The 17362-nt window shown below is 37.4% G+C and carries 20 protein-coding genes; 3 read left to right on the top strand and 17 right to left on the bottom strand.

The genetic code is table 11. From position 1 onward, the window contains the following. Positions 1-160 precede the first annotated feature (160 nt). The 4 genes from ACFSTH_RS05715 to ACFSTH_RS05700 all read right to left on the bottom strand — a co-directional run bounded on the left by ACFSTH_RS05715 (position 161) and on the right by ACFSTH_RS05700 (position 3600). The gene (locus ACFSTH_RS05715) at positions 161-1138 is read right to left on the bottom strand and encodes an Rpn family recombination-promoting nuclease/putative transposase (RefSeq protein WP_377770266.1); all 978 of its coding nucleotides are present in this window, start codon (positions 1136-1138) and stop codon (positions 161-163) included. Positions 1139-1200: 62 nt separating this feature from the next. After that, positions 1201-1296 carry a pyroglutamyl-peptidase I family protein gene (locus ACFSTH_RS05710; RefSeq protein WP_377770191.1) on the bottom strand — a complete coding sequence of 32 codons (96 nt, stop codon included), beginning with the start codon at positions 1294-1296 and terminating at the stop codon, positions 1201-1203. Positions 1297-1423: 127 nt separating this feature from the next. Continuing rightward, on the bottom strand, positions 1424-2548 hold the full coding sequence (locus ACFSTH_RS05705; protein ID WP_377770192.1) for an NAD(P)/FAD-dependent oxidoreductase: 1125 nt from the start codon (positions 2546-2548) through the stop codon (positions 1424-1426). Positions 2549-2616: 68 nt separating this feature from the next. Then, positions 2617-3600, bottom strand: a complete 984-nt coding sequence (locus ACFSTH_RS05700; protein WP_377770193.1) for an alpha/beta fold hydrolase — start codon at positions 3598-3600, stop codon at positions 2617-2619. 299 nt (positions 3601-3899) lie between these two features. Between ACFSTH_RS05700 and ACFSTH_RS05695 the strand changes: the two genes are divergently transcribed. After that, positions 3900-4487, top strand: a complete 588-nt coding sequence (locus ACFSTH_RS05695) for a GNAT family N-acetyltransferase (RefSeq protein ID WP_377770194.1) — start codon at positions 3900-3902, stop codon at positions 4485-4487. A 254-nt stretch (positions 4488-4741) separates the two neighbouring features. Here ACFSTH_RS05695 and ACFSTH_RS05690 read toward each other — a convergent pair whose 3' ends face one another. The 4 genes from ACFSTH_RS05690 to ACFSTH_RS05675 form a co-directional block, all read right to left on the bottom strand. After that, a complete protein-coding gene (locus tag ACFSTH_RS05690; RefSeq protein ID WP_377770195.1) occupies positions 4742-5197 on the bottom strand; it encodes a hypothetical protein in 456 nt (151 codons plus the stop codon). A gap of 83 nt (positions 5198-5280) precedes the next feature. Then, positions 5281-5406, bottom strand: coding sequence for a hypothetical protein (locus ACFSTH_RS05685; protein ID WP_377770196.1), 126 nt, complete (start codon positions 5404-5406; stop codon positions 5281-5283). Between the two features lie 27 nt (positions 5407-5433). Next, positions 5434-5616 carry a hypothetical protein gene (locus ACFSTH_RS05680; protein WP_377770197.1) on the bottom strand — a complete coding sequence of 61 codons (183 nt, stop codon included), beginning with the start codon at positions 5614-5616 and terminating at the stop codon, positions 5434-5436. A gap of 85 nt (positions 5617-5701) precedes the next feature. Further along, positions 5702-6685: an Rpn family recombination-promoting nuclease/putative transposase gene (locus ACFSTH_RS05675; protein ID WP_377770198.1), complete on the bottom strand. Its 984-nt coding sequence runs from the start codon at positions 6683-6685 to the stop codon at positions 5702-5704. Positions 6686-7057: 372 nt separating this feature from the next. Between ACFSTH_RS05675 and ACFSTH_RS05670 the strand changes: the two genes are divergently transcribed. Continuing rightward, positions 7058-8341 (top strand): ISNCY family transposase, encoded by a 1284-nt coding sequence (locus ACFSTH_RS05670; protein WP_377770199.1) that lies wholly within the window; start codon positions 7058-7060, stop codon positions 8339-8341. Positions 8342-8454: 113 nt separating this feature from the next. On the opposite strand, the gene ACFSTH_RS05665 is transcribed toward ACFSTH_RS05670, so the two are convergent. After that, the gene (locus ACFSTH_RS05665; RefSeq protein ID WP_377770200.1) at positions 8455-9750 is read right to left on the bottom strand and encodes a hypothetical protein; all 1296 of its coding nucleotides are present in this window, start codon (positions 9748-9750) and stop codon (positions 8455-8457) included. A 391-nt stretch (positions 9751-10141) separates the two neighbouring features. On the opposite strand from ACFSTH_RS05665, the gene ACFSTH_RS05660 reads away from it, so the two are divergent. Further along, on the top strand, positions 10142-11758 hold the full coding sequence (locus tag ACFSTH_RS05660) for a putative polysaccharide biosynthesis protein (protein ID WP_377770201.1): 1617 nt from the start codon (positions 10142-10144) through the stop codon (positions 11756-11758). A gap of 31 nt (positions 11759-11789) precedes the next feature. Here ACFSTH_RS05660 and ACFSTH_RS05655 read toward each other — a convergent pair whose 3' ends face one another. The 8 genes from ACFSTH_RS05655 to ACFSTH_RS05620 form a co-directional block, all read right to left on the bottom strand. After that, entirely contained in the window at positions 11790-12176 is a 387-nt protein-coding gene (locus ACFSTH_RS05655; RefSeq protein WP_377770202.1) for a hypothetical protein, read from the bottom strand. Between the two features lie 122 nt (positions 12177-12298). Further along, the gene (locus tag ACFSTH_RS05650; RefSeq protein ID WP_377770203.1) at positions 12299-12601 is read right to left on the bottom strand and encodes a RidA family protein; all 303 of its coding nucleotides are present in this window, start codon (positions 12599-12601) and stop codon (positions 12299-12301) included. 291 nt (positions 12602-12892) lie between these two features. Further along, entirely contained in the window at positions 12893-13786 is an 894-nt protein-coding gene (locus ACFSTH_RS05645; protein WP_377770204.1) for a GNAT family N-acetyltransferase, read from the bottom strand. Positions 13787-13846: 60 nt separating this feature from the next. Continuing rightward, positions 13847-14380, bottom strand: a complete 534-nt coding sequence (locus ACFSTH_RS05640; RefSeq protein WP_377770205.1) for a dihydrofolate reductase family protein — start codon at positions 14378-14380, stop codon at positions 13847-13849. 189 nt (positions 14381-14569) lie between these two features. Beyond that, positions 14570-15193 carry a hypothetical protein gene (locus ACFSTH_RS05635; protein WP_377770206.1) on the bottom strand — a complete coding sequence of 208 codons (624 nt, stop codon included), beginning with the start codon at positions 15191-15193 and terminating at the stop codon, positions 14570-14572. Between the two features lie 40 nt (positions 15194-15233). Continuing rightward, positions 15234-15566: a hypothetical protein gene (locus ACFSTH_RS05630; protein WP_377770207.1), complete on the bottom strand. Its 333-nt coding sequence runs from the start codon at positions 15564-15566 to the stop codon at positions 15234-15236. Between the two features lie 139 nt (positions 15567-15705). Next, positions 15706-16467 (bottom strand): hypothetical protein, encoded by a 762-nt coding sequence (locus tag ACFSTH_RS05625; RefSeq protein WP_377770208.1) that lies wholly within the window; start codon positions 16465-16467, stop codon positions 15706-15708. Positions 16468-16599: 132 nt separating this feature from the next. Next, positions 16600-17256 (bottom strand): HAD family hydrolase, encoded by a 657-nt coding sequence (locus ACFSTH_RS05620; protein ID WP_377770209.1) that lies wholly within the window; start codon positions 17254-17256, stop codon positions 16600-16602. Positions 17257-17362 lie beyond the last annotated feature (106 nt).

Below are 17362 nucleotides of genomic sequence, written 5' to 3'. Positions count from 1 at the left end.
CTACTATATGTGATTGTAACATTAGCAAAGGGTTACATACATACTCAACCTAATATGTTGCGTCATCATCGTAAACCATCCGCTCACCACATGAAGTTTACAGAATAAAAAAAACCGCCAACGCTCGACATGACAGCGACAACGGTTTGATATTAATTAATTAATTAGTACGTACTTTTATTTCGTCCAGTGGCAACTCTAACATGTTGGAAATATCTTCTGGACTTATACCTTTATTTATCATTTTTCTAATCATTTCATTTTGTGCTTCTATCCTACCTTCTTTTATACCTTCTTTTATACCTTCTTTTATACCCACTACTACTCCTTCTTTTATACCTTCTTTTATACCTTCTTCATGACCTTCGTCAAATCCCCATCGTTTCCATGCCGGCATTAACTCCATTAGTTGCTCACCTTCCTTTTCATCTTTTCCAATTAATTCTTCTATAATAGCTTGATCTTCCAGTGGATCAGCTTTGAAATACAAGTCTGCTACAGACATAATTAACGCTAACTGTGCTTGATCTAACGACAACTGTAAACGTAAAATCATTCGCAAATATGCAAGACGAAGTTCTCGCCTTTCTTTATTAGTATACCCCATTTTAGCAAGTAATGCAGCTGCCACGGGATTATTAGAGTTAACAAAATGACGCCAATTTTTTTTATTTAATTCTACTTTCAAATACTGAAAGTGTAAAATTTGATGATCAGGAATCGCCATCGTTATCTTATCTTCGGACTCCTTATATCGCTCACCAGTAAATATAGCAATAGGAATAATCAGTTTATGCTCTTTACGATATTTTTCGTATAATCTTGCAAAATACACAAACATCCGCTCATGAAAGGTTTTATCTGCATAAGATTGCGGCTCAAAGTGAATAAGAATGTAGGCATCCATTTCCGTATAACGTGTTTCTAACAACAAATCTAGTGTCCGCGATTCTTGCCCCACAATGTCCACCAACAACTCCTGCATTAAAAAACGAGTTTGTGTATGATCTAACTTAAGATGTAATTTAGGAAAAAATAGCTCAATAAATTCCTTAAAAAAAGTTTGGATTAACTTTTTAAACGCTTCATCATGAGGAACGACCACTTGCTGTTTACTCCGCTCTTCCAGTTCATTCATCACTTATCCGCCCTTCTGTTTTGATGTTTTATATAAAACAGAGCATCTTGCAAAATAATCTTTTATACGTCCATCTCGAGCGCTTTGACCGTTTCCCAAGCCGAATTAATATTCTCTCCACCGAAAGGTTCAAAACCAGTAACCAATACTGTCTTCATTAGAAACCTCCAGATTCATTTCTTTATCATTTGCACTCCTTTAATTTCTCACGATATTCTTTTCATAATCTATTTTTCCCTCCACATTTATATTTTCGGATATTTCTCTTTTCGTTATCAACCTGTACTATTTTTTTGCCGCTAATGCTAATTCGTAATCTTCTAAAGGAATATCTACTTGTTGCTGTAACGCTAGTTTGGCTAATTGGTAACCTAAGTATGGTCCTACCGTTAATCCCGTTGAGCCTAATCCGTTGGCAACGATCAGTTTGTTCCATCCCTCTACATATCCGAATACAGGTAAATAATTAGCGGTAAATGGACGAAATCCCACTCTAATTTCCAATAAGCATCCCTCCGTTAAGTCTGGTGCGATATGTAATCCTTTCTGCAATATAGATTGCATGCCGCCTACTGTTATAGCAGTGTCATAATCCACTACATCATTCTCATACGTAGCTCCAATAACAATTCGTTCATCAGGTAGCGTCAGCAAATATTGATCAGAAGGTGGGATAATGACAGGCCACTCAGCTATATTAGGTTGTCCTCTAAACTGTAAATGCATAATTTGCGCTCGCTGATAATCCACTTGCACATTAATTCCTAATGGATGCAAAATAGTGTTTGACCATGCACCTGCACATACAATTACTTCATCTGCTTCAAATCGTTGCTTATCAACACTTACACCAGTAATCGTCTGCCCTTCATGAATAAGCGTTGCACTTCCTGTTAGCAACTCCGCACCATTTTGCTGTGCCGCTCGCAGTAAAGCATCCCGTAACTGAAGACCATCTACTCTGGCTGCGCCCGCTACATGTAAGGCATGGAATCCGTCAGCCAGCAGCGGAAACTTTTCTTTTGCCTCTACATTCGTTAGCAGTGTCAGCTCCCCTATTTCTGGCGCATCAACTCTTCGCTCTACTGCTCTTTTTTTCATCACTTCTAATTTTTCGATATCCGTATGCAAACAAAGCGCACCGACTTTGGCATACCCTGTTTTCTCATTATATTCTTCCTCTAATTGTTGAATAAAAGAAGGGTAAAAACTAGCGCCAGCTTTTGCCAGCCGATACCATGCTTTATTTCTCCGTTGCGATAACCAGGGGCAAATAATTCCCGCAGCCGCAGCCGTCGCTTGACCAACATCTTGCCGATCGACTATTAACACATCTGCCCCTAACCTTGTCAACTGATAAGCCGTTGAGGCTCCTAATATACCTGCCCCTACTACAATAACTTTTTTCATCGCTAAATTCCTTTTCATTTTACATTTTCACATGACGATTTCATTGTACCTGCACATTGTGGTTCGTGCTAATTTATATAATTCGCTATAAATTCAGTCACCTTTTTTTCATAGATCGATCTACCAACGGAAAAGGCCATCCCATGAGCAGCACCTTCTATTATTAAAACATCTTTCTCCGCTTTACATGCGTCATACACTTGCCAGACCATTTCTGAAGGAACAAAAGTGTCTGCATCTCCGTGAATAAACAACATCGGTGTGTTATTATTCTCTAATTGCTTCAAAGAAGAGGCTTCGTGAAAATGATATCCCGCTCTTACTTTTGTTAGCAGACTCGTCGTTTGCAATATTGGAAAACTAGGTAGTTTATACATTCGTTTCAGCTGATATTTCAACTCATCCTCTACCGAAGTATAGCCACAATCCTCAATAATTACTTTCACTTGCTCCGGCAATTTCTCTCCACTGATCATCATGACAGCAGCTCCACCCATCGAAATACCGTGCAGAACAATTTGAGCATTATTACCAATTTTATTTATCACTTCTTTTATCCATAGCAAATAATCTTTACGATCGATCCAACCAAACCCAATATAATTACCTTCACTCGCCCCATGTCCCCGACTATCCGGCATAAAGACGTTATATCCTAACCGTTCATAATAAAATTTCGCAAATCCACCCATATCTTTCCCCTGTGAAGTATAGCCATGTGCAAGTAACACTGTTTTATTCGTTTTAATTTTTGCAGGTATATAATACCCGACTAACTTCAACCCATCTTCTGATGTCAATTGCCACGTTTCGAATGACTGACTATTTACCCAATCCGCATCAAATACAGGAGTCGGTTGAATATGTTCCTCCGTAATCTCCACCACTTCAACATCATCAGACGGATGATCTGGTTGCTCCAAGTCCTTATTATTTTTGAGAAACTGTTTCTTATTCCGTTTAATCGCTACATTATAAAAATAAAAACTAGCAATAATTAACACTGCTACAATAACACATAAAATACCAACAACGAAGCCTATCCAGTCCATTTGCGTTACTTCCTTTCATCCTTTTAAGCAGTACTAAAAAAATGATAATAACTGCTTTAATCATAGCATAAATAGATAATAACAACTTTGTAAATGATCCCTCATTATTACCATCATTGCACACTTTCTCTCAAGCAGACGCAAAAATGATTCGAGTAACTGTCTGTCTCATGAATTATGTAAGTAAGCCTATGAAATATATAATTTATTTTTCAACGTACCATAATGCTTGTAACACTTAATGACAATAACGTCGGAATATGTTACATTCATTTAAATATTAAAATGGAGTTGAAAATATGGCAGCTACTTATACCGATCCTATTTTGCTAGATATTCCAGAAAGTTTTGAAAGCGAACGTTTAATTATACGCGCGCCGTTATGGGGGGATGGACGTTTAGTTAACGAGGCAGTTACAGAAAGTATTGCGGAATTACAGCCTTGGATGCCATGGGCACAAACGATTCCCACCTTGGAACAATCCGAAGTAAACATCAGGCATGCTAGATTACAGTTTCTGGAACGAAAAGATTTAAGACTGCAATTGCTACATAAAGAGAGCGGACAATTCCTCGGTGGTAGTGGTCTGCACCGGATGGATTGGCACGCTCGTACATTTGAAATTGGCTATTGGGTACGTACTTCTTTTGCCAAACAAGGATATATTACCGAAGCTGTGCAAGCAATTACGACTTATGCTATCGGACAATTACAAGCTAATCGAGTCGAAATCCGTTGTGATTCCCGTAATACACGCAGTGCCTTAGTTGCAGAACGAGCAGGCTTTTCCTTAGAAGGAATTCTCCGTAACGATACTTATCACGTTGACGGCTCACTGCGAAATACGATGGTCTTCTCCAAAGTACGCGGTGTGGAATATGAGTAATTGCCAGTGATCTTTGATGAAAATGCGGGTAAACGATGTTGCATAAAACCGTAGCTCGGAGGACTAACTATGAATATAAAAAAATGGCTGGTATTATTAGCTGTATTTATTTTTATCATTGTTATTGCCGTAATGACCCTTAACAATTTTTTTGATAATTTAAATAGTAGTTATCAAGAACTACAGTAATGCTATTTAATCTAAGCCAACACAAATACATCCTTATGAGCAGCTACATCTGCCATTGTGTCTAATTACTTCACCACATTGACTTTCAATTGTTCAAATCCATACATGGTTACTATTGCTCCCCATGAAGCAAGCGCTAGTAAGATGAGGTGGAGAAAGAAACCAATCACGCTTGACCAGGAAAATACAGCGAAAGCAATAAACAACCACCAAAAGAGTGGCAAGAGCTGAGCAACGACTAGTAAACACATAGCGATAAGGTAAATGGTTATGATGACTCGTTTATACGTTATTGATGGAGCTAGATGTAATATGAAAGAGCCGATAAAAATGCTAGCACCTCCAATAATCGCATACATCGCCCACTGTTCTGCTAGTTGTTGCCCACCCGATAATTCGGAACCAAGTCCCACAATAGGCAAGGCATAGTTAGTAGGCAAGTACAGCAAACCTAGTAGCACCGATACGATTGCAGCCGCTCGAATTAATGTATTACTACTAAATCTTGTTAAGATCAACAATGTCAGTCCTCCCTTTCTACAAACCGCTCCATTCTCGTCATCTTTTAGCGATTAAAAGCAACGCATAACTCACAGCTCTATATTCAGAACATCCCATTAAATGTGCAGGGCAAGTCAGATGTAGAAGCCAACTCCTTCGCCTCCGCAATGGCATGATCCGAAATATCAAATCCAGTGCCGCTTTGTGCACCTAAGTTGACGAGTGACAACACTTCCCTACCATTATTACAACAAAGCTACGCCACATTACGTCCTTGCAAACCTAACCGGAGAAACGTACGAGTAATATGATCATCAAGCGTAGAGTAACCCTTTTCTAAAAAAGCCTCACGTAATGGGGTCGGATTATGCTGCTGGTGAATCGGATTTACTTCATTCCAAGCTGTACGATTAGCTTCGGTATATTTTTTAATATCCATTGAATCACTCCTCAAAACATTATTGGTTTGCTTTTCCTAAAGAAAAACCTGCAAATAATCGTCCGCCTTATGGCTCTAAAACCTTTTAATTTCTTAACTGCTCAATCTCTGCAATAGAGAATCCTGTAGCTGCTGTAATAATCGCTAGTTCTACATTCATATCTAACATTCGTTTTGCTATTTCTTCTCGTTCCGCACGTTGCCCTTCTAGTTTACCTTGCAGTAGCCCTTCGTATAATCCTGCCTGTTTTCCTTTCTCAATCCCTTGTTGTTCTAGATTATCAAGCGCTTTTTCAAATCGCAACATATTTTGACCCTCCTTTGTCGTTTCGATAATCGTTTGTAAATTTATATTATGCTCTGGTAGTTTTCTTTTTAATATATTGCTCATCCATGTCAATAATTTATCTTTGTTTTCAGATGGTAGTTGCTTAATTATATGCGCTAATTTCGTCAATCGTCCGAGCAACTGTGGCACTTCTTCTGTCTGATCGAGTAAAAAGAACGCTCCTATCGTATTCGATAATTGCAATAAATCCTCTTCCGTATAGCGTACTACATCGACAAGCAAATATTCAAAATTGAGTAGCTCCGAACCGAATATTTTCTCGCCTGCCAACAGCTTGCGAAACTGTCGCTTCACCGACCACTTTCTCTTTCCATTATACAATACAATTGGTACAATAGCTGGCAGTTGAAACGATTTTTTGTTACGTAATAGGTTAATATCATTTTGGATGAAGTAGCGCCATATTTCCACTTGGTATAACAATAAACGATAGGGCATTCGATAATCTACAGTAGATTGAAGCTCCAATAACAGATAGAAAATAACATCCTGTCCATTCAATTTCACTCGATAAACAAGATCCGCTTCTTGCCGCTTGAAATCCTGTAAAATAAAAGTATGCGGAATCTCCTCTACATTTTCTTCCGTAACATCATTTGTCCAACCACGTTTTACAAAAGAACGAAGCAACTCAACAAATAATTTCTTACTGGATAACAAAAAGCGATACGACGTATCATGGCGAGGATGTAACGTTTCTTCCTCCGGCTTTGGTTCCATAGATTTCAGCTCCTTTGATTAGCACTAAATATGAATACCATCGGAATTTTTGGTATATCACAAATTTAATTCTCTCTTGTTTCGTTTTCCCACTTTACCTATAAACAAAAAAATCCCCCTCAGCCATATAAGCAGTGAGGAATACATAACCGTCCAGAGAGACGATCACACACTGCTGCTTGCAGCTAAGAGAGATATTGTAATTACTTTAAGTTCAAAACATGTTTACATGTAAATTTTAAATATAATGCCAGCATAATTTTAATTTTAATATTTGTCAATCCATGTAGTCCTACTTTGTTATTGTTCTGTGATAATGTCACCCCATAACTGTTCTGAGATAATGTCATTATGGGACAGGAGAATATTACATTGACTAGAGCAGAATTGAAAAAGGTATTGGTAGTAGAAAAGATGTTGGATAAGTTAATGACCACAGAAGAAGGAGCAGCAACACTGGGATTGTCAACACGGCAAACCATGCGATTAAAAAAAACATACGTAGAGAAAGGAGCGCAAGCTTTAGCGCATCAAAGTAGAGGACGCAAGCCAGCTCACGCTTTGGACGAGGAAATTAAAAAAAGCGTGGTGGAGTTATACACAACTACTTATTATGGCAGTAATAATTGTCATTTTTCGGAGTTGTTAGAAGAGCATGAATCCATTGTACTTAGTTCTTCCAGTGTTCGTCGTATCTTATTACAAGAAGGGATCAAACAAGCTAAACAAAGACGGCGGAGTAAAGCACACCAACCACGGCAGCGAAGATCTCAAAGCGGAATGCTATGGCAATTAGATGCTACGCCCTTCGCCTGGTTAGAAGATCGTGCGACTACATTCGCATTACATGCTGCCATTGATGATGCGACGGGTACCGTTGTTGGGGCGTATTTTAGTGCCAATGAATGCAGAGAAGGCTATTCTATCGTCATGAAGCAGGGACTGAAAAAATACGGGGTACCTCTCGGTATTTATAGCGATCGGCATACCATCTTCCGGTCACCAAATGAATCACTCACGTTAGAACAAGAGCTTGCCGGAGAAAGCAGGCCTCTGTCCAACTTTGGAAAAGCTATGGAGGACTTACACATTAAACACATTAAGGCAATGACACCACAAGCTAAAGGACGGGTAGAACGACTTTGGGTCACCTTTCAGGATCGACTGGTGATCGAACTACGATTGTTAGGCATTCACACCATGAAGGATGCGAATAAGGCACTACCCTATTTGCTAAATAAACACAACCGACGGTTCTCCGTAAAAGCCCAAGACGCGCAAACCGCTTATATGAAACTGGATACAACGATTAATTTGGACTATATCTTCACCATCCGAAACTTTCGAAAAATAGGTTCCGGAAACACCATCGCCTATGGTGGCAAGATATATACACTTGCTCAAACTACCACCCTACGACTAGATGTGAAAACAACGGTCGAGGTGAGAGAAACACTTGCAGGGGAGGTCATCCTTTGGATACGAGGACAAGCGTTAAAGCTCAAAGAAACAGAACGACCAGAACGTATCAAGCAAACAAAAAAGGCGGGTACTACGCAGCCACGTAAACCCGCCACCAACCATCCTTGGAGGATGAATTGGAGCAACAACTCCCCTTATTCTAACAGAAATGAAGAATCTACAGAAGCCCCCTAACGGGGGCTGATCTTAAACACAAGAAGTGACATTTTCATAGAAGAGTTAAGGTGACATTATCTCAGCAATTTGACATCCATGTAGTCCTACTTATACTAGCGACAAACCATTTCCTATCTATTATTCAAATACTCATCTGCAATCTTTCTGCTCGCGTCTTTCGAATCGTAGTCCGTATTTACAATATAAGCTATAAAAATATCCTCCACTTCCATCCGATCCAATGTTGCCAAATAACGAAAAGCATCTGCATGCAGCACCTTCCAAATCGAGTCATGAATAATTCGTTTGGCAAGCTCAAATGCTCGACTCGGTTCTTCTACTTGTATTTTTTTAAAAATCATTTCCAATTGAAATTCCACTTCCGTATTCGCACTACTATCGCTCATTACTTTGTCCACATGTTCTTTCGAAATATCTCCGACCAAATCTGCAAAACCAACATACAAATAATCTGGATAAACTCGCTTGCCATAATCGTGAATGATAGAAGCTGGTTCATCCAACCAGACACTATAAAATTCCTCCATAATATTTTCCACTTGCCGAGTACTGATCTTTAACTTATTCGAAACAATCGTCTTATTTATATGTTTTCCAATTTTTTGTGGTTCTTTAAATAAATCAAAAGTTAACACTTCTCCGCCAGCATACAATTTGTTTGCTTCTGCCTCTTCATCAAAGCCTAATCCGGTTACTTTTACTATCGTTAAACAATCTACTGTTTTATTTTCGATATAAGCAGCAGTTGCTCTATGATGTCCGTCTAATAATGTACTCATAAATCCATCGTAGTAATAAGCAAGCCCTGTCATCTTTTTACCACGCTTGTTTTGAGCTACATAATGATCAACTCTTGCTTGATTTAAACTGTTTGTTCGCTGAGACGGCAAGAGATATTTCGGAGTGGTGTCACTAACATGGTACTTATAATAAACATTCGCTGCTGCGGTATAGCGATTTCTCGAACTAGACAAATTCCAAAAGAAATCCCCTTCCCCATCCGTCGGGATCATTTCAATCCGGGTCAACAAGTAGTAGCCATCTTCTAGAATGGTCAGCATCGATTTCATATTTTCAAAAGTAACTCTCATATCCATCATTTCATGCTGTGAATATTTAATCGTATTAATCAAATGTGGATCAACAGTTTCCCTACCCAAACCAAGACTCAGTATTTTCGCACAAGTCGGACAATATATTTCCTCTCCGTAACTAGTAATTAAAGGTTGATTATCGAGTAGTAAAAACTGATATAGATCGCCATTATGATCTCTCCCGTATCGCGTAGCCAATTTCCCCAAACCTTTATACACACGAAATAAAATCGCATCATTTCCCCACCTCGTATGCTCAGCTCCAATAAACTCTACATATTTAACTCGCTCTGGCAAATGAAATAACTTCATCCTATCACCCTCCAACCATCTATACTAAAATCTATTCAAAATCACAAAATTTGAAACATCTTTACCTGCATGTTGAAGGATATACCTTACGCTATTTTGTTCATTAAAGCACAGCATCTGCTTACTATTTTCCACTTCAAAATCCACAAGAATACCCAACTCCCGTAGTCTGTTTACTTCTACTATTTGCAGGTATTTTATATCCGTTTCACACTGCAACTTTCACATTTTTGTCTAGTTTAATAATAGCTAAAAAAAGTAGTATCGTCTGTTGATACTGTATCATACCTGAAACCATCCCCAGAAACTCAAAAAATATGCAACATTTAAAGTAATTTTTACGTCAGAGTAATTTAATCTAATGGGATGATATGGAAAGAAGGTAAGCTTTTTGGCTAAAAAAGAGTCGTTGATTAAAGGTACGTTGATTCTTGTAGTGGCAACATTGCTCGTTCGTATACTTAGCATCGGGCAACGTATACCGCTGGAGCATATGTTTGGAGATATTGGTAACGCCGCTTACGGACTTGCCACTAATGTTTATTTAATGTTGTTAACCGTTGCTTCGGCAGGAATCCCTAGTACTTTAAGTAAGATGGTGTCCGAGCGCTATGCACTAAATAAGCCGCATGAAGTCCATCGGATATTTCGTGCCGCTTTAATTTTTTCCGCCATATCTGGCGTAGTAATGACAGTCTTTCTATATTTGGTTGCACCGTTCTATGCAGAACATATTGCCAAAGTGCCGGAAGCATCTTTAGCGATTCGAGCATTAGCGCCTGCCTTACTTTTATTTCCTGCTACAGCAATGATCCGTGGCTACTTTCAAGGACGAGGAAATATGACAGCTCCTGCCATTTCTCAGATTGTAGAACAAATTTTACGTGTCGTTACAGCGATTGGGTTAGCTTTTATGATGTTACATATGGGATATTCTGATCAATGGTTAGCTGCGGGTGCTTCTTTTGGCGGCGTTTTGGGCAGTATTGGTGCTTTTGGAGCTATGCTATATTATTTAGTGAAAAGAAAAAAAGAAGACCGATCAGCTCCTTTAGCTGCATCTCTTTACGAAGAAAGCACTATACCTTATAAAAAGATCTACACGGATATTTTTAAACTCTCCGTACCTATTGTACTTACTTCTCTTGCGGTTACTGCTGTTAACTTTATTGATGGCTCGATTGTAAAATTACTGTTGAGTGGGAAAATTGGAGAAGTGTTAGCCGAGCAATCACTAGCCTATCTTACTTCACGTGCACAAATGATCGCAGGAATTCCACCTATTCTAGCAATAGCACTCAGTACATCGCTTATACCTGTTATTTCTGCTGCTTTTACTCGAAATGATGTCTCGCATCTGCGCAGTCAAGTGACGTTAGCTATGCGAATTTCTATTCTGACAAGTATGCCGATTGTAATTGCACTAAGTACAACTGCTTATTCTGTTAATGGGTTGTTATTTAAAAGTTTGGACGGCAGTAGCATCGTTGGTCTTTTAACATTGATGACTATTTTCCAAGTAACGATGATGACTAGTAATTCCATTTTACTTAGTATAGGCAAACCAAATTATTCGATGATACATGTAGGGATTGGAATTGTAGCGAAAATAATAGGTAGCTACGTTCTATCCTATTTATGGGGAATCTACGGCATTATCACTGCAACTGGACTATGTTTTTTCATTATTACTATTTTAAACTTGCGAATGATCAAAAAAATTGTCCCATTCTCTATTATGGGCAAACGCTGGGTTGGCTTCTTAGTGACAGTCATCGTTCTTTCAGGAATAGGCTATAGTCTAAACCAAGCAGGAATACAAATGGTGTCGGTTTTTGCTGACCGCATCGCCTTTTTCCTAACATGCTGTATAGTTGGCGCAGTAGTAGCTACTCTCTATCCGGTCTTGCTAATTGTGCTACGAGTTATTCGACAAGATGATCTTAAAGGCTTTCCCACTCCGCTACGTAAAATCATCAGCCCACTAATGAAACTTCAACGTGGGTGAATTGTTGGAATAGAAATAAAGTAAACAACTCTTATTGCCTTGGAATCATAGAAATGACGGGATTATTTACATTCACACCCTGAGCTTCCCATTGTTTGGACGCATTTAATACATAATGAACTGTAACCATCTGTTTCACTTCAGATTTCCATTTTTCATCACCAAAAAAAGCGCTTATCTCCGTATTCATGGTCTCTTCTCCTCTTATCCATGTCACGTCCATTTCTTCAATAATCAAAGGCGTTAAGGAGAACTTTTCCTCGCTGCCCTTTGTTTCACCTAAAAGCATGTTGGCTGCTAATACTTCAACATCCGACAATACTTCATCTGCTGTTGGCACATCAGGTAATTTACTACAAGCTGCTAACACAAGAAGCAGGAGAAGTATAATACTTGTCGTTTGGATAATCTTTGTCATACCTGTTCATCCTCTCCCCCTATAGTATTGGAAGCATATTTTTACAATTATACGTTAAGTGAAGCTGTATACTATAATAGCGAATAAAAAACATTTGTCCGTTTTTCTATTATTTCGCAGTACTATCTATACACAGCACGAGTATGAATACCCTTTTCGCCAAAAACATCCAACATTAAATCAGAACAACCATTCAGCACCTTATGACGTTCTTCAAATGTTGGCTCTGCATTTACGAAACCTTGAATTTTAACCACTTTATTAACTTTTTCCAAAGAACCTAATGCTGATTTCAGTACAGCAAGTATTTCAATCCCTGTTTGGCGAGCGAACTCATAGCCTTCTTCTGTTGTAAAGTCCTTGCCTAGTTTACCTTTAGGATTGCCAGTCGGGCCTTTACCAGATACAAATAATAGTCCGTTCACTTAAAGTAACCAAACTTAGAAAGTGGAATTATGAATGAGATAATTAAATACTTTAGTCAATTTGATAATTGGGGAAGACTAAATCGAGAACCGATTGATTTCAAGTGAACTGGCATTATATAAAAAAATATATGCCTAAAACAGGAAATGTGCTGGATAACGGTGCTGGATCAGGAAAATATTCAATGGAGCTTGCTAAAGAAAGTCTTTCCACATTAGTTCATATAATTATTATTATTTAATTAGCTATACTGCCATAAACCAATCTCATCTAATTTAGATGAACACCTCTTAGGCATGAGAAAGCAACGGAAACATCAATTGATTGTCTTTAAAAATATTATCCTTATTAGACAATACAAATAATGTAGTATCTTCTTGCTGCAAAAGAGTTATTCGACAATTTATCACTTCTTTAGGTGTAAATCCTAGAACAATATCGGTTGTTTGCTTGCTTGCGACAATAGACAATATATCCGCTATGTCATATTTATTATCGCAGAAAATATCAAAGCAAATTAACGTATCATTATCTTGCTCTGCGATTACAACTGCTTCACAATCTTCCACATAGTAAATATTATCTTTCATAAACTGTAAACAGTAGAACATAAGTAACCCTATATTATCCATCATGGGTAAAGCAGAGAATGGATTGGAATATTTATACCTATCAACTAACAATTCTCTATCAGCTTTATTTAACATATCAAGTTTTCTTGCCGCTTTATTTTTAGCAGTTATGGACATATGATGTTCGTATTCATTCGCTTTTACAAAACCAAACTTAGCATAAAAATCAAGAACCGTATCATTTGCAAACAAATAGATCGCATCACACTTAGCTTCCCATTCTTCCAACACCCTCTCCATAAGTACGCGAGACAGTCCTTTGCCCCTGTACTCACTATCTGTCATAACTGTTCCTAACTGAACATATCTTTTTCTTTCACTTTCCCACATAAACTCGATAATATTTACAGATACATTGGACACGACACGCTCACCATCCAAAAGAACATAAGGTATATATTTGTCCACCCAATACCCACTTTGATACCATTGTTCAAAAGATAGATCAAATGTTTTTTGAGATAATTCGTCAAAGCTTAGCCGTACCTCTTTGTTATCTCTTATATTATTATCAAACGTATATTTCTTGCCATCTATATAGTGTTCCATCATATCCTCCGATTTTCATGCGGCAAATCATTTATAGTAAACTCCGACTGTCGTTATCACATATTATCTTCTCATATAAACAAGTTCGACCATCCCATCCGTCGTTTTAGTTTCCATTAGTTTAAGTTTGATTTCTGGATTTTCCCCTAAGAAAAGTGGGATTCCCTCGCCCAAAATGGTTGGTATTATCGTGATCCTATATTTATCGATCAAATCTTGTTTAACAAATTGCTCTATTAACTTCCCACCGCCAACAAGCCAAATATCTTTGCCCTGCTGCTGTTTTAGCTTCGTAATAAAGCCAGTAATATCTTCCGATATATACTCGACCTTTTCATTTGGTTCTAATGTTTTAGTTGTTGCTACATAACATTGCTTTCCTTCATAAACCCAAACACCAGGGGACAATTCATTAATAACTTGTTCATATGTCGTTCTGCCCATAATAACCGTATCTACATCACTGTAAAATGTATCAAATCCCGCGTCCGCATTCGGGTCATCTCCATGACCACCCAACCAGTCCACTGCTCCATTTTCCCTTGCAATATATCCGTCGAGACTTACTGCAATATATAATACTATCTTTCGATTCATAAACTCATCTCCTAGTTCTGCACATTTATAGTATACCTTGATACTCTTACTATCGCACTATGCTTAAAAATTTTAGTATCTAACTTTCTGTATGTGTATCTTTCAGAGTTTATGATTAGTAAGATTTTATCATTGTTAAGGAATAAAAAGACCAAACATACTCCATAAGAGTTACGTTTGGTTTCTGAATTACACTAATTTACGAAGTACCTTTTCCACCCGTTTACGCTTTGTTTCTTTTTCAATCTCTACCAATCTCGCTGAAACTATACTAACAAATAATGCTTTATTGTTGTCCTGAAGAATGGAAACTGCGTTTTCCACATACTTCGGAAGCTGATTAGTTGGACAGTGTTTCAGTTGTTCCATTAACAAGTTGAATGCCTGATCCGCATATTCTGACATTGAAGCAAGTTTTATTAAAATATTTATACCATGATTTTTCGTAATGACTGATCCTTGATTAGTCGCTGCTATAATTTTGGAAAGTGCTGCAAAAATAACTTGGGGTCTTTCAAACACAATCGCATCAAGTGCTGTCATCGCTCCCCAAACGAGTCGATTATTTGGTCCATCTAATAGTTGTAGAAATGTATCACTATAGTTAGCAATTAAAGCAGGTTTTATATCTCCTATTTCATACAACACCTTAATACAATCACTTTGGATACTTTTATTTTTGTGTTGCAAATGATCCATTAGTTCTCGCACCGCTTCTTCGTCTTCCTGTTCAGCGATGTATTGCGCTAGCTCCTGATTAGGCACTTCATCTTGACATTGCAATGTCGTTGCTAATTTATCCAGTATGCTCATTCGCTTCTCCCTTTTCGGATCATCCGTAGTCACCATTATTTTATTGCAAAAATTTTGTGATATCTTCCCAATCTGTTACATCAGGTAATTTCCCAGAATAGTAATCTATTAGCCAACGTTCACATTCCTCAACTTCATGAGAACCAATGGCGTATTGTTTGAATTTTTTTACTGATCCATACTCAAAACGTATTTCCACAATATATTGATTTTCTGCTTCAAACATAATTTGCAAAAAAACAGAGTTTGCTACTGGTTCATTTGGTACTAATACTATAAAATCTTCGTATTCCAAACGTCGGAATTGTTCTAACACAGCAGCCACACTAATATTGCTATATTCTTGATCATTACAGACTAGTGAAAATTCCATACGATCACCTCTTATGTTTTTAAATGAATATAATCCAGCAACCTTCCCTGATCATGCCACTCCCCATACATTTTATTCGCTCTCGTATTCCTTATAAACTTTTCAAGTCTGTTTGCGCGACTTTATTGGAAGTATTTTTTCAACTTCCATAATCAAACATCTCTACTTTTTGCAAGTCGACTAACATTGTTTTATAATTAGAATGTGGTTGTAGTCTATTCATTTTCAATAAAGCTTCTTCCACATGTTCTTTTGTATCCCGCATAATAAAACCATTCACTTTGACACTGCAAAATCCAGCGCTAATTACTTTTTGAATCTGAAGTGTTTGCTCGACTACATCTTCACTATCCAGCAACTCTTCTGCAATTAAATGAATAATATAATACATATTTTCTTCTTCCATTTTCAAAAATGATTCTGTATCGTTCATCGCATCAAATCCTTGATCGTTACCAAAGGGAGAATGATAGTCAGATATAGAATAATAAAAATCATCGGTACATATTTTGGCGAAATTCGGATGAACTTGTTCCTTGCTTAAACCAATTTCAGCATCGTAATAATAAGTTTTCAAATAATCCGTCAGATCATGCCAGTTCGCTACATTAGGCAACTCTCCTGCAAAATAATTTGTAAACCATTGCTCACATTCGCTTACATCCATCGTATCTATCGCATACTGTTTAAATTGATTTTCACCTTCATATTCCAAACGAATTTCCACATGATAATTATTACTTTGCTCGTGTTTCACTTGTAAAAAAACGGACTGCGCTATCGGTTCGCTTGGTATTAATATGATGTAATCCTCATCTTCCAATCGCTGAAAAAGTTCCTTCAAACCATCCAAACTAATATGACTAAACTCTGCTTCATTATAATGTAGTGTAAATTCCATATGACACCTCTCAACTAATTGACTTCGATAGAATAGATTGTATAGCATTTTTCATATCATCAACAAGTGCGTATACTTGCGTGAATAGTATTTCCTGTATACTTTAACAATTTCTCCAGCTTCTAATTAGCTTCATCCTTTAACTGATACTATTGATTTTAGTTCAATTAAATCATCTATAACAATATCAGCCTGTGAAAGTTCATCTTCTTTTGCAAAATCAAAATTACAGCCGATTGCAACTAAGCCATTATCTTTGGCGGCATTTATGTCCGAAAGACGATCGCCAATTACTGCTCCATTAGTAATGCCATACTTTTCTACTATATTCTTCACTAATTCAGACTTGTTCAACGAATCAATTTGCTGGATACTACATGTTTCGGTAACCCATTTATCCAACTTATAATAATCTACGATTGCTGCCAAATAATCTATTAATCCATTACTTGCTATATAAATCGCACAATTATTCTCTTTTAAATAATCGAAAACTTTCTTTACATTAGGATATAAAGCACCTTTCCCACTTCTTATATTTGCAATTAATCTTTCCAAAAAATAAGCATCCGTTTGTTCTCTTACATCAATAGAATGATCGGGCAACAAAGCTTCCCATACTTTTGGCAAAGGTACACCCATAATTTCACGATATTTATCAATAGGAGTTTCTTTATCCCATTCATTTCGTAACCTCAAACGATTAAATGCATCTTCAAGTGATATCTCTAAAATTTTATCCGTTTGAAAAAGCGTTCCATCCATATCAAAAATGAGTGATTGAATCATTAGTTTCCTCTTCCTTTCTTGTTCTCTAATAATAGCTCCGTATCTTCTGTTGTAAACATTTTTTTTAACTAAACTATCGTATCAATCTACGTTATACTAAGTTTAA

It is taken from the genome of Paenibacillus yanchengensis, assembly GCF_042684845.1.
Classification (GTDB): domain Bacteria; phylum Bacillota; class Bacilli; order Paenibacillales; family Paenibacillaceae; genus Pristimantibacillus; species Pristimantibacillus yanchengensis.
Note: the sequence above shows the minus strand (reverse complement) of the source record. Positions and strands in the feature narration are given on the sequence as shown.

What these genes read in the sequence shown, in the direction of transcription:
- ACFSTH_RS05715 (WP_377770266.1), bottom strand. Translation starts at nt 1,138, where the DNA reads ATGAATGAACTGGAAGAGCGGAGTAAACAGCAAGTGGTCGTTCCTCAT.
- ACFSTH_RS05710 (WP_377770191.1), bottom strand. Translation starts at nt 1,296, where the DNA reads ATGAAGACAGTATTGGTTACTGGTTTTGAACCTTTCGGTGGAGAGAAT.
- ACFSTH_RS05705 (WP_377770192.1), bottom strand. Translation starts at nt 2,548, where the DNA reads ATGAAAAAAGTTATTGTAGTAGGGGCAGGTATATTAGGAGCCTCAACG.
- ACFSTH_RS05700 (WP_377770193.1), bottom strand. Translation starts at nt 3,600, where the DNA reads ATGGACTGGATAGGCTTCGTTGTTGGTATTTTATGTGTTATTGTAGCA.
- ACFSTH_RS05695 (WP_377770194.1), top strand. Translation starts at nt 3,900, where the DNA reads ATGGCAGCTACTTATACCGATCCTATTTTGCTAGATATTCCAGAAAGT.
- ACFSTH_RS05680 (WP_377770197.1), bottom strand. Translation starts at nt 5,616, where the DNA reads ATGGATATTAAAAAATATACCGAAGCTAATCGTACAGCTTGGAATGAA.
- ACFSTH_RS05675 (WP_377770198.1), bottom strand. Translation starts at nt 6,685, where the DNA reads ATGGAACCAAAGCCGGAGGAAGAAACGTTACATCCTCGCCATGATACG.
- ACFSTH_RS05665 (WP_377770200.1), bottom strand. Translation starts at nt 9,750, where the DNA reads ATGAAGTTATTTCATTTGCCAGAGCGAGTTAAATATGTAGAGTTTATT.
- ACFSTH_RS05655 (WP_377770202.1), bottom strand. Translation starts at nt 12,176, where the DNA reads ATGACAAAGATTATCCAAACGACAAGTATTATACTTCTCCTGCTTCTT.
- ACFSTH_RS05645 (WP_377770204.1), bottom strand. Translation starts at nt 13,786, where the DNA reads ATGATGGAACACTATATAGATGGCAAGAAATATACGTTTGATAATAAT.
- ACFSTH_RS05640 (WP_377770205.1), bottom strand. Translation starts at nt 14,380, where the DNA reads ATGAATCGAAAGATAGTATTATATATTGCAGTAAGTCTCGACGGATAT.
- ACFSTH_RS05635 (WP_377770206.1), bottom strand. Translation starts at nt 15,193, where the DNA reads ATGAGCATACTGGATAAATTAGCAACGACATTGCAATGTCAAGATGAA.
- ACFSTH_RS05630 (WP_377770207.1), bottom strand. Translation starts at nt 15,566, where the DNA reads ATGGAATTTTCACTAGTCTGTAATGATCAAGAATATAGCAATATTAGT.
- ACFSTH_RS05625 (WP_377770208.1), bottom strand. Translation starts at nt 16,467, where the DNA reads ATGGAATTTACACTACATTATAATGAAGCAGAGTTTAGTCATATTAGT.
- ACFSTH_RS05620 (WP_377770209.1), bottom strand. Translation starts at nt 17,256, where the DNA reads ATGATTCAATCACTCATTTTTGATATGGATGGAACGCTTTTTCAAACG.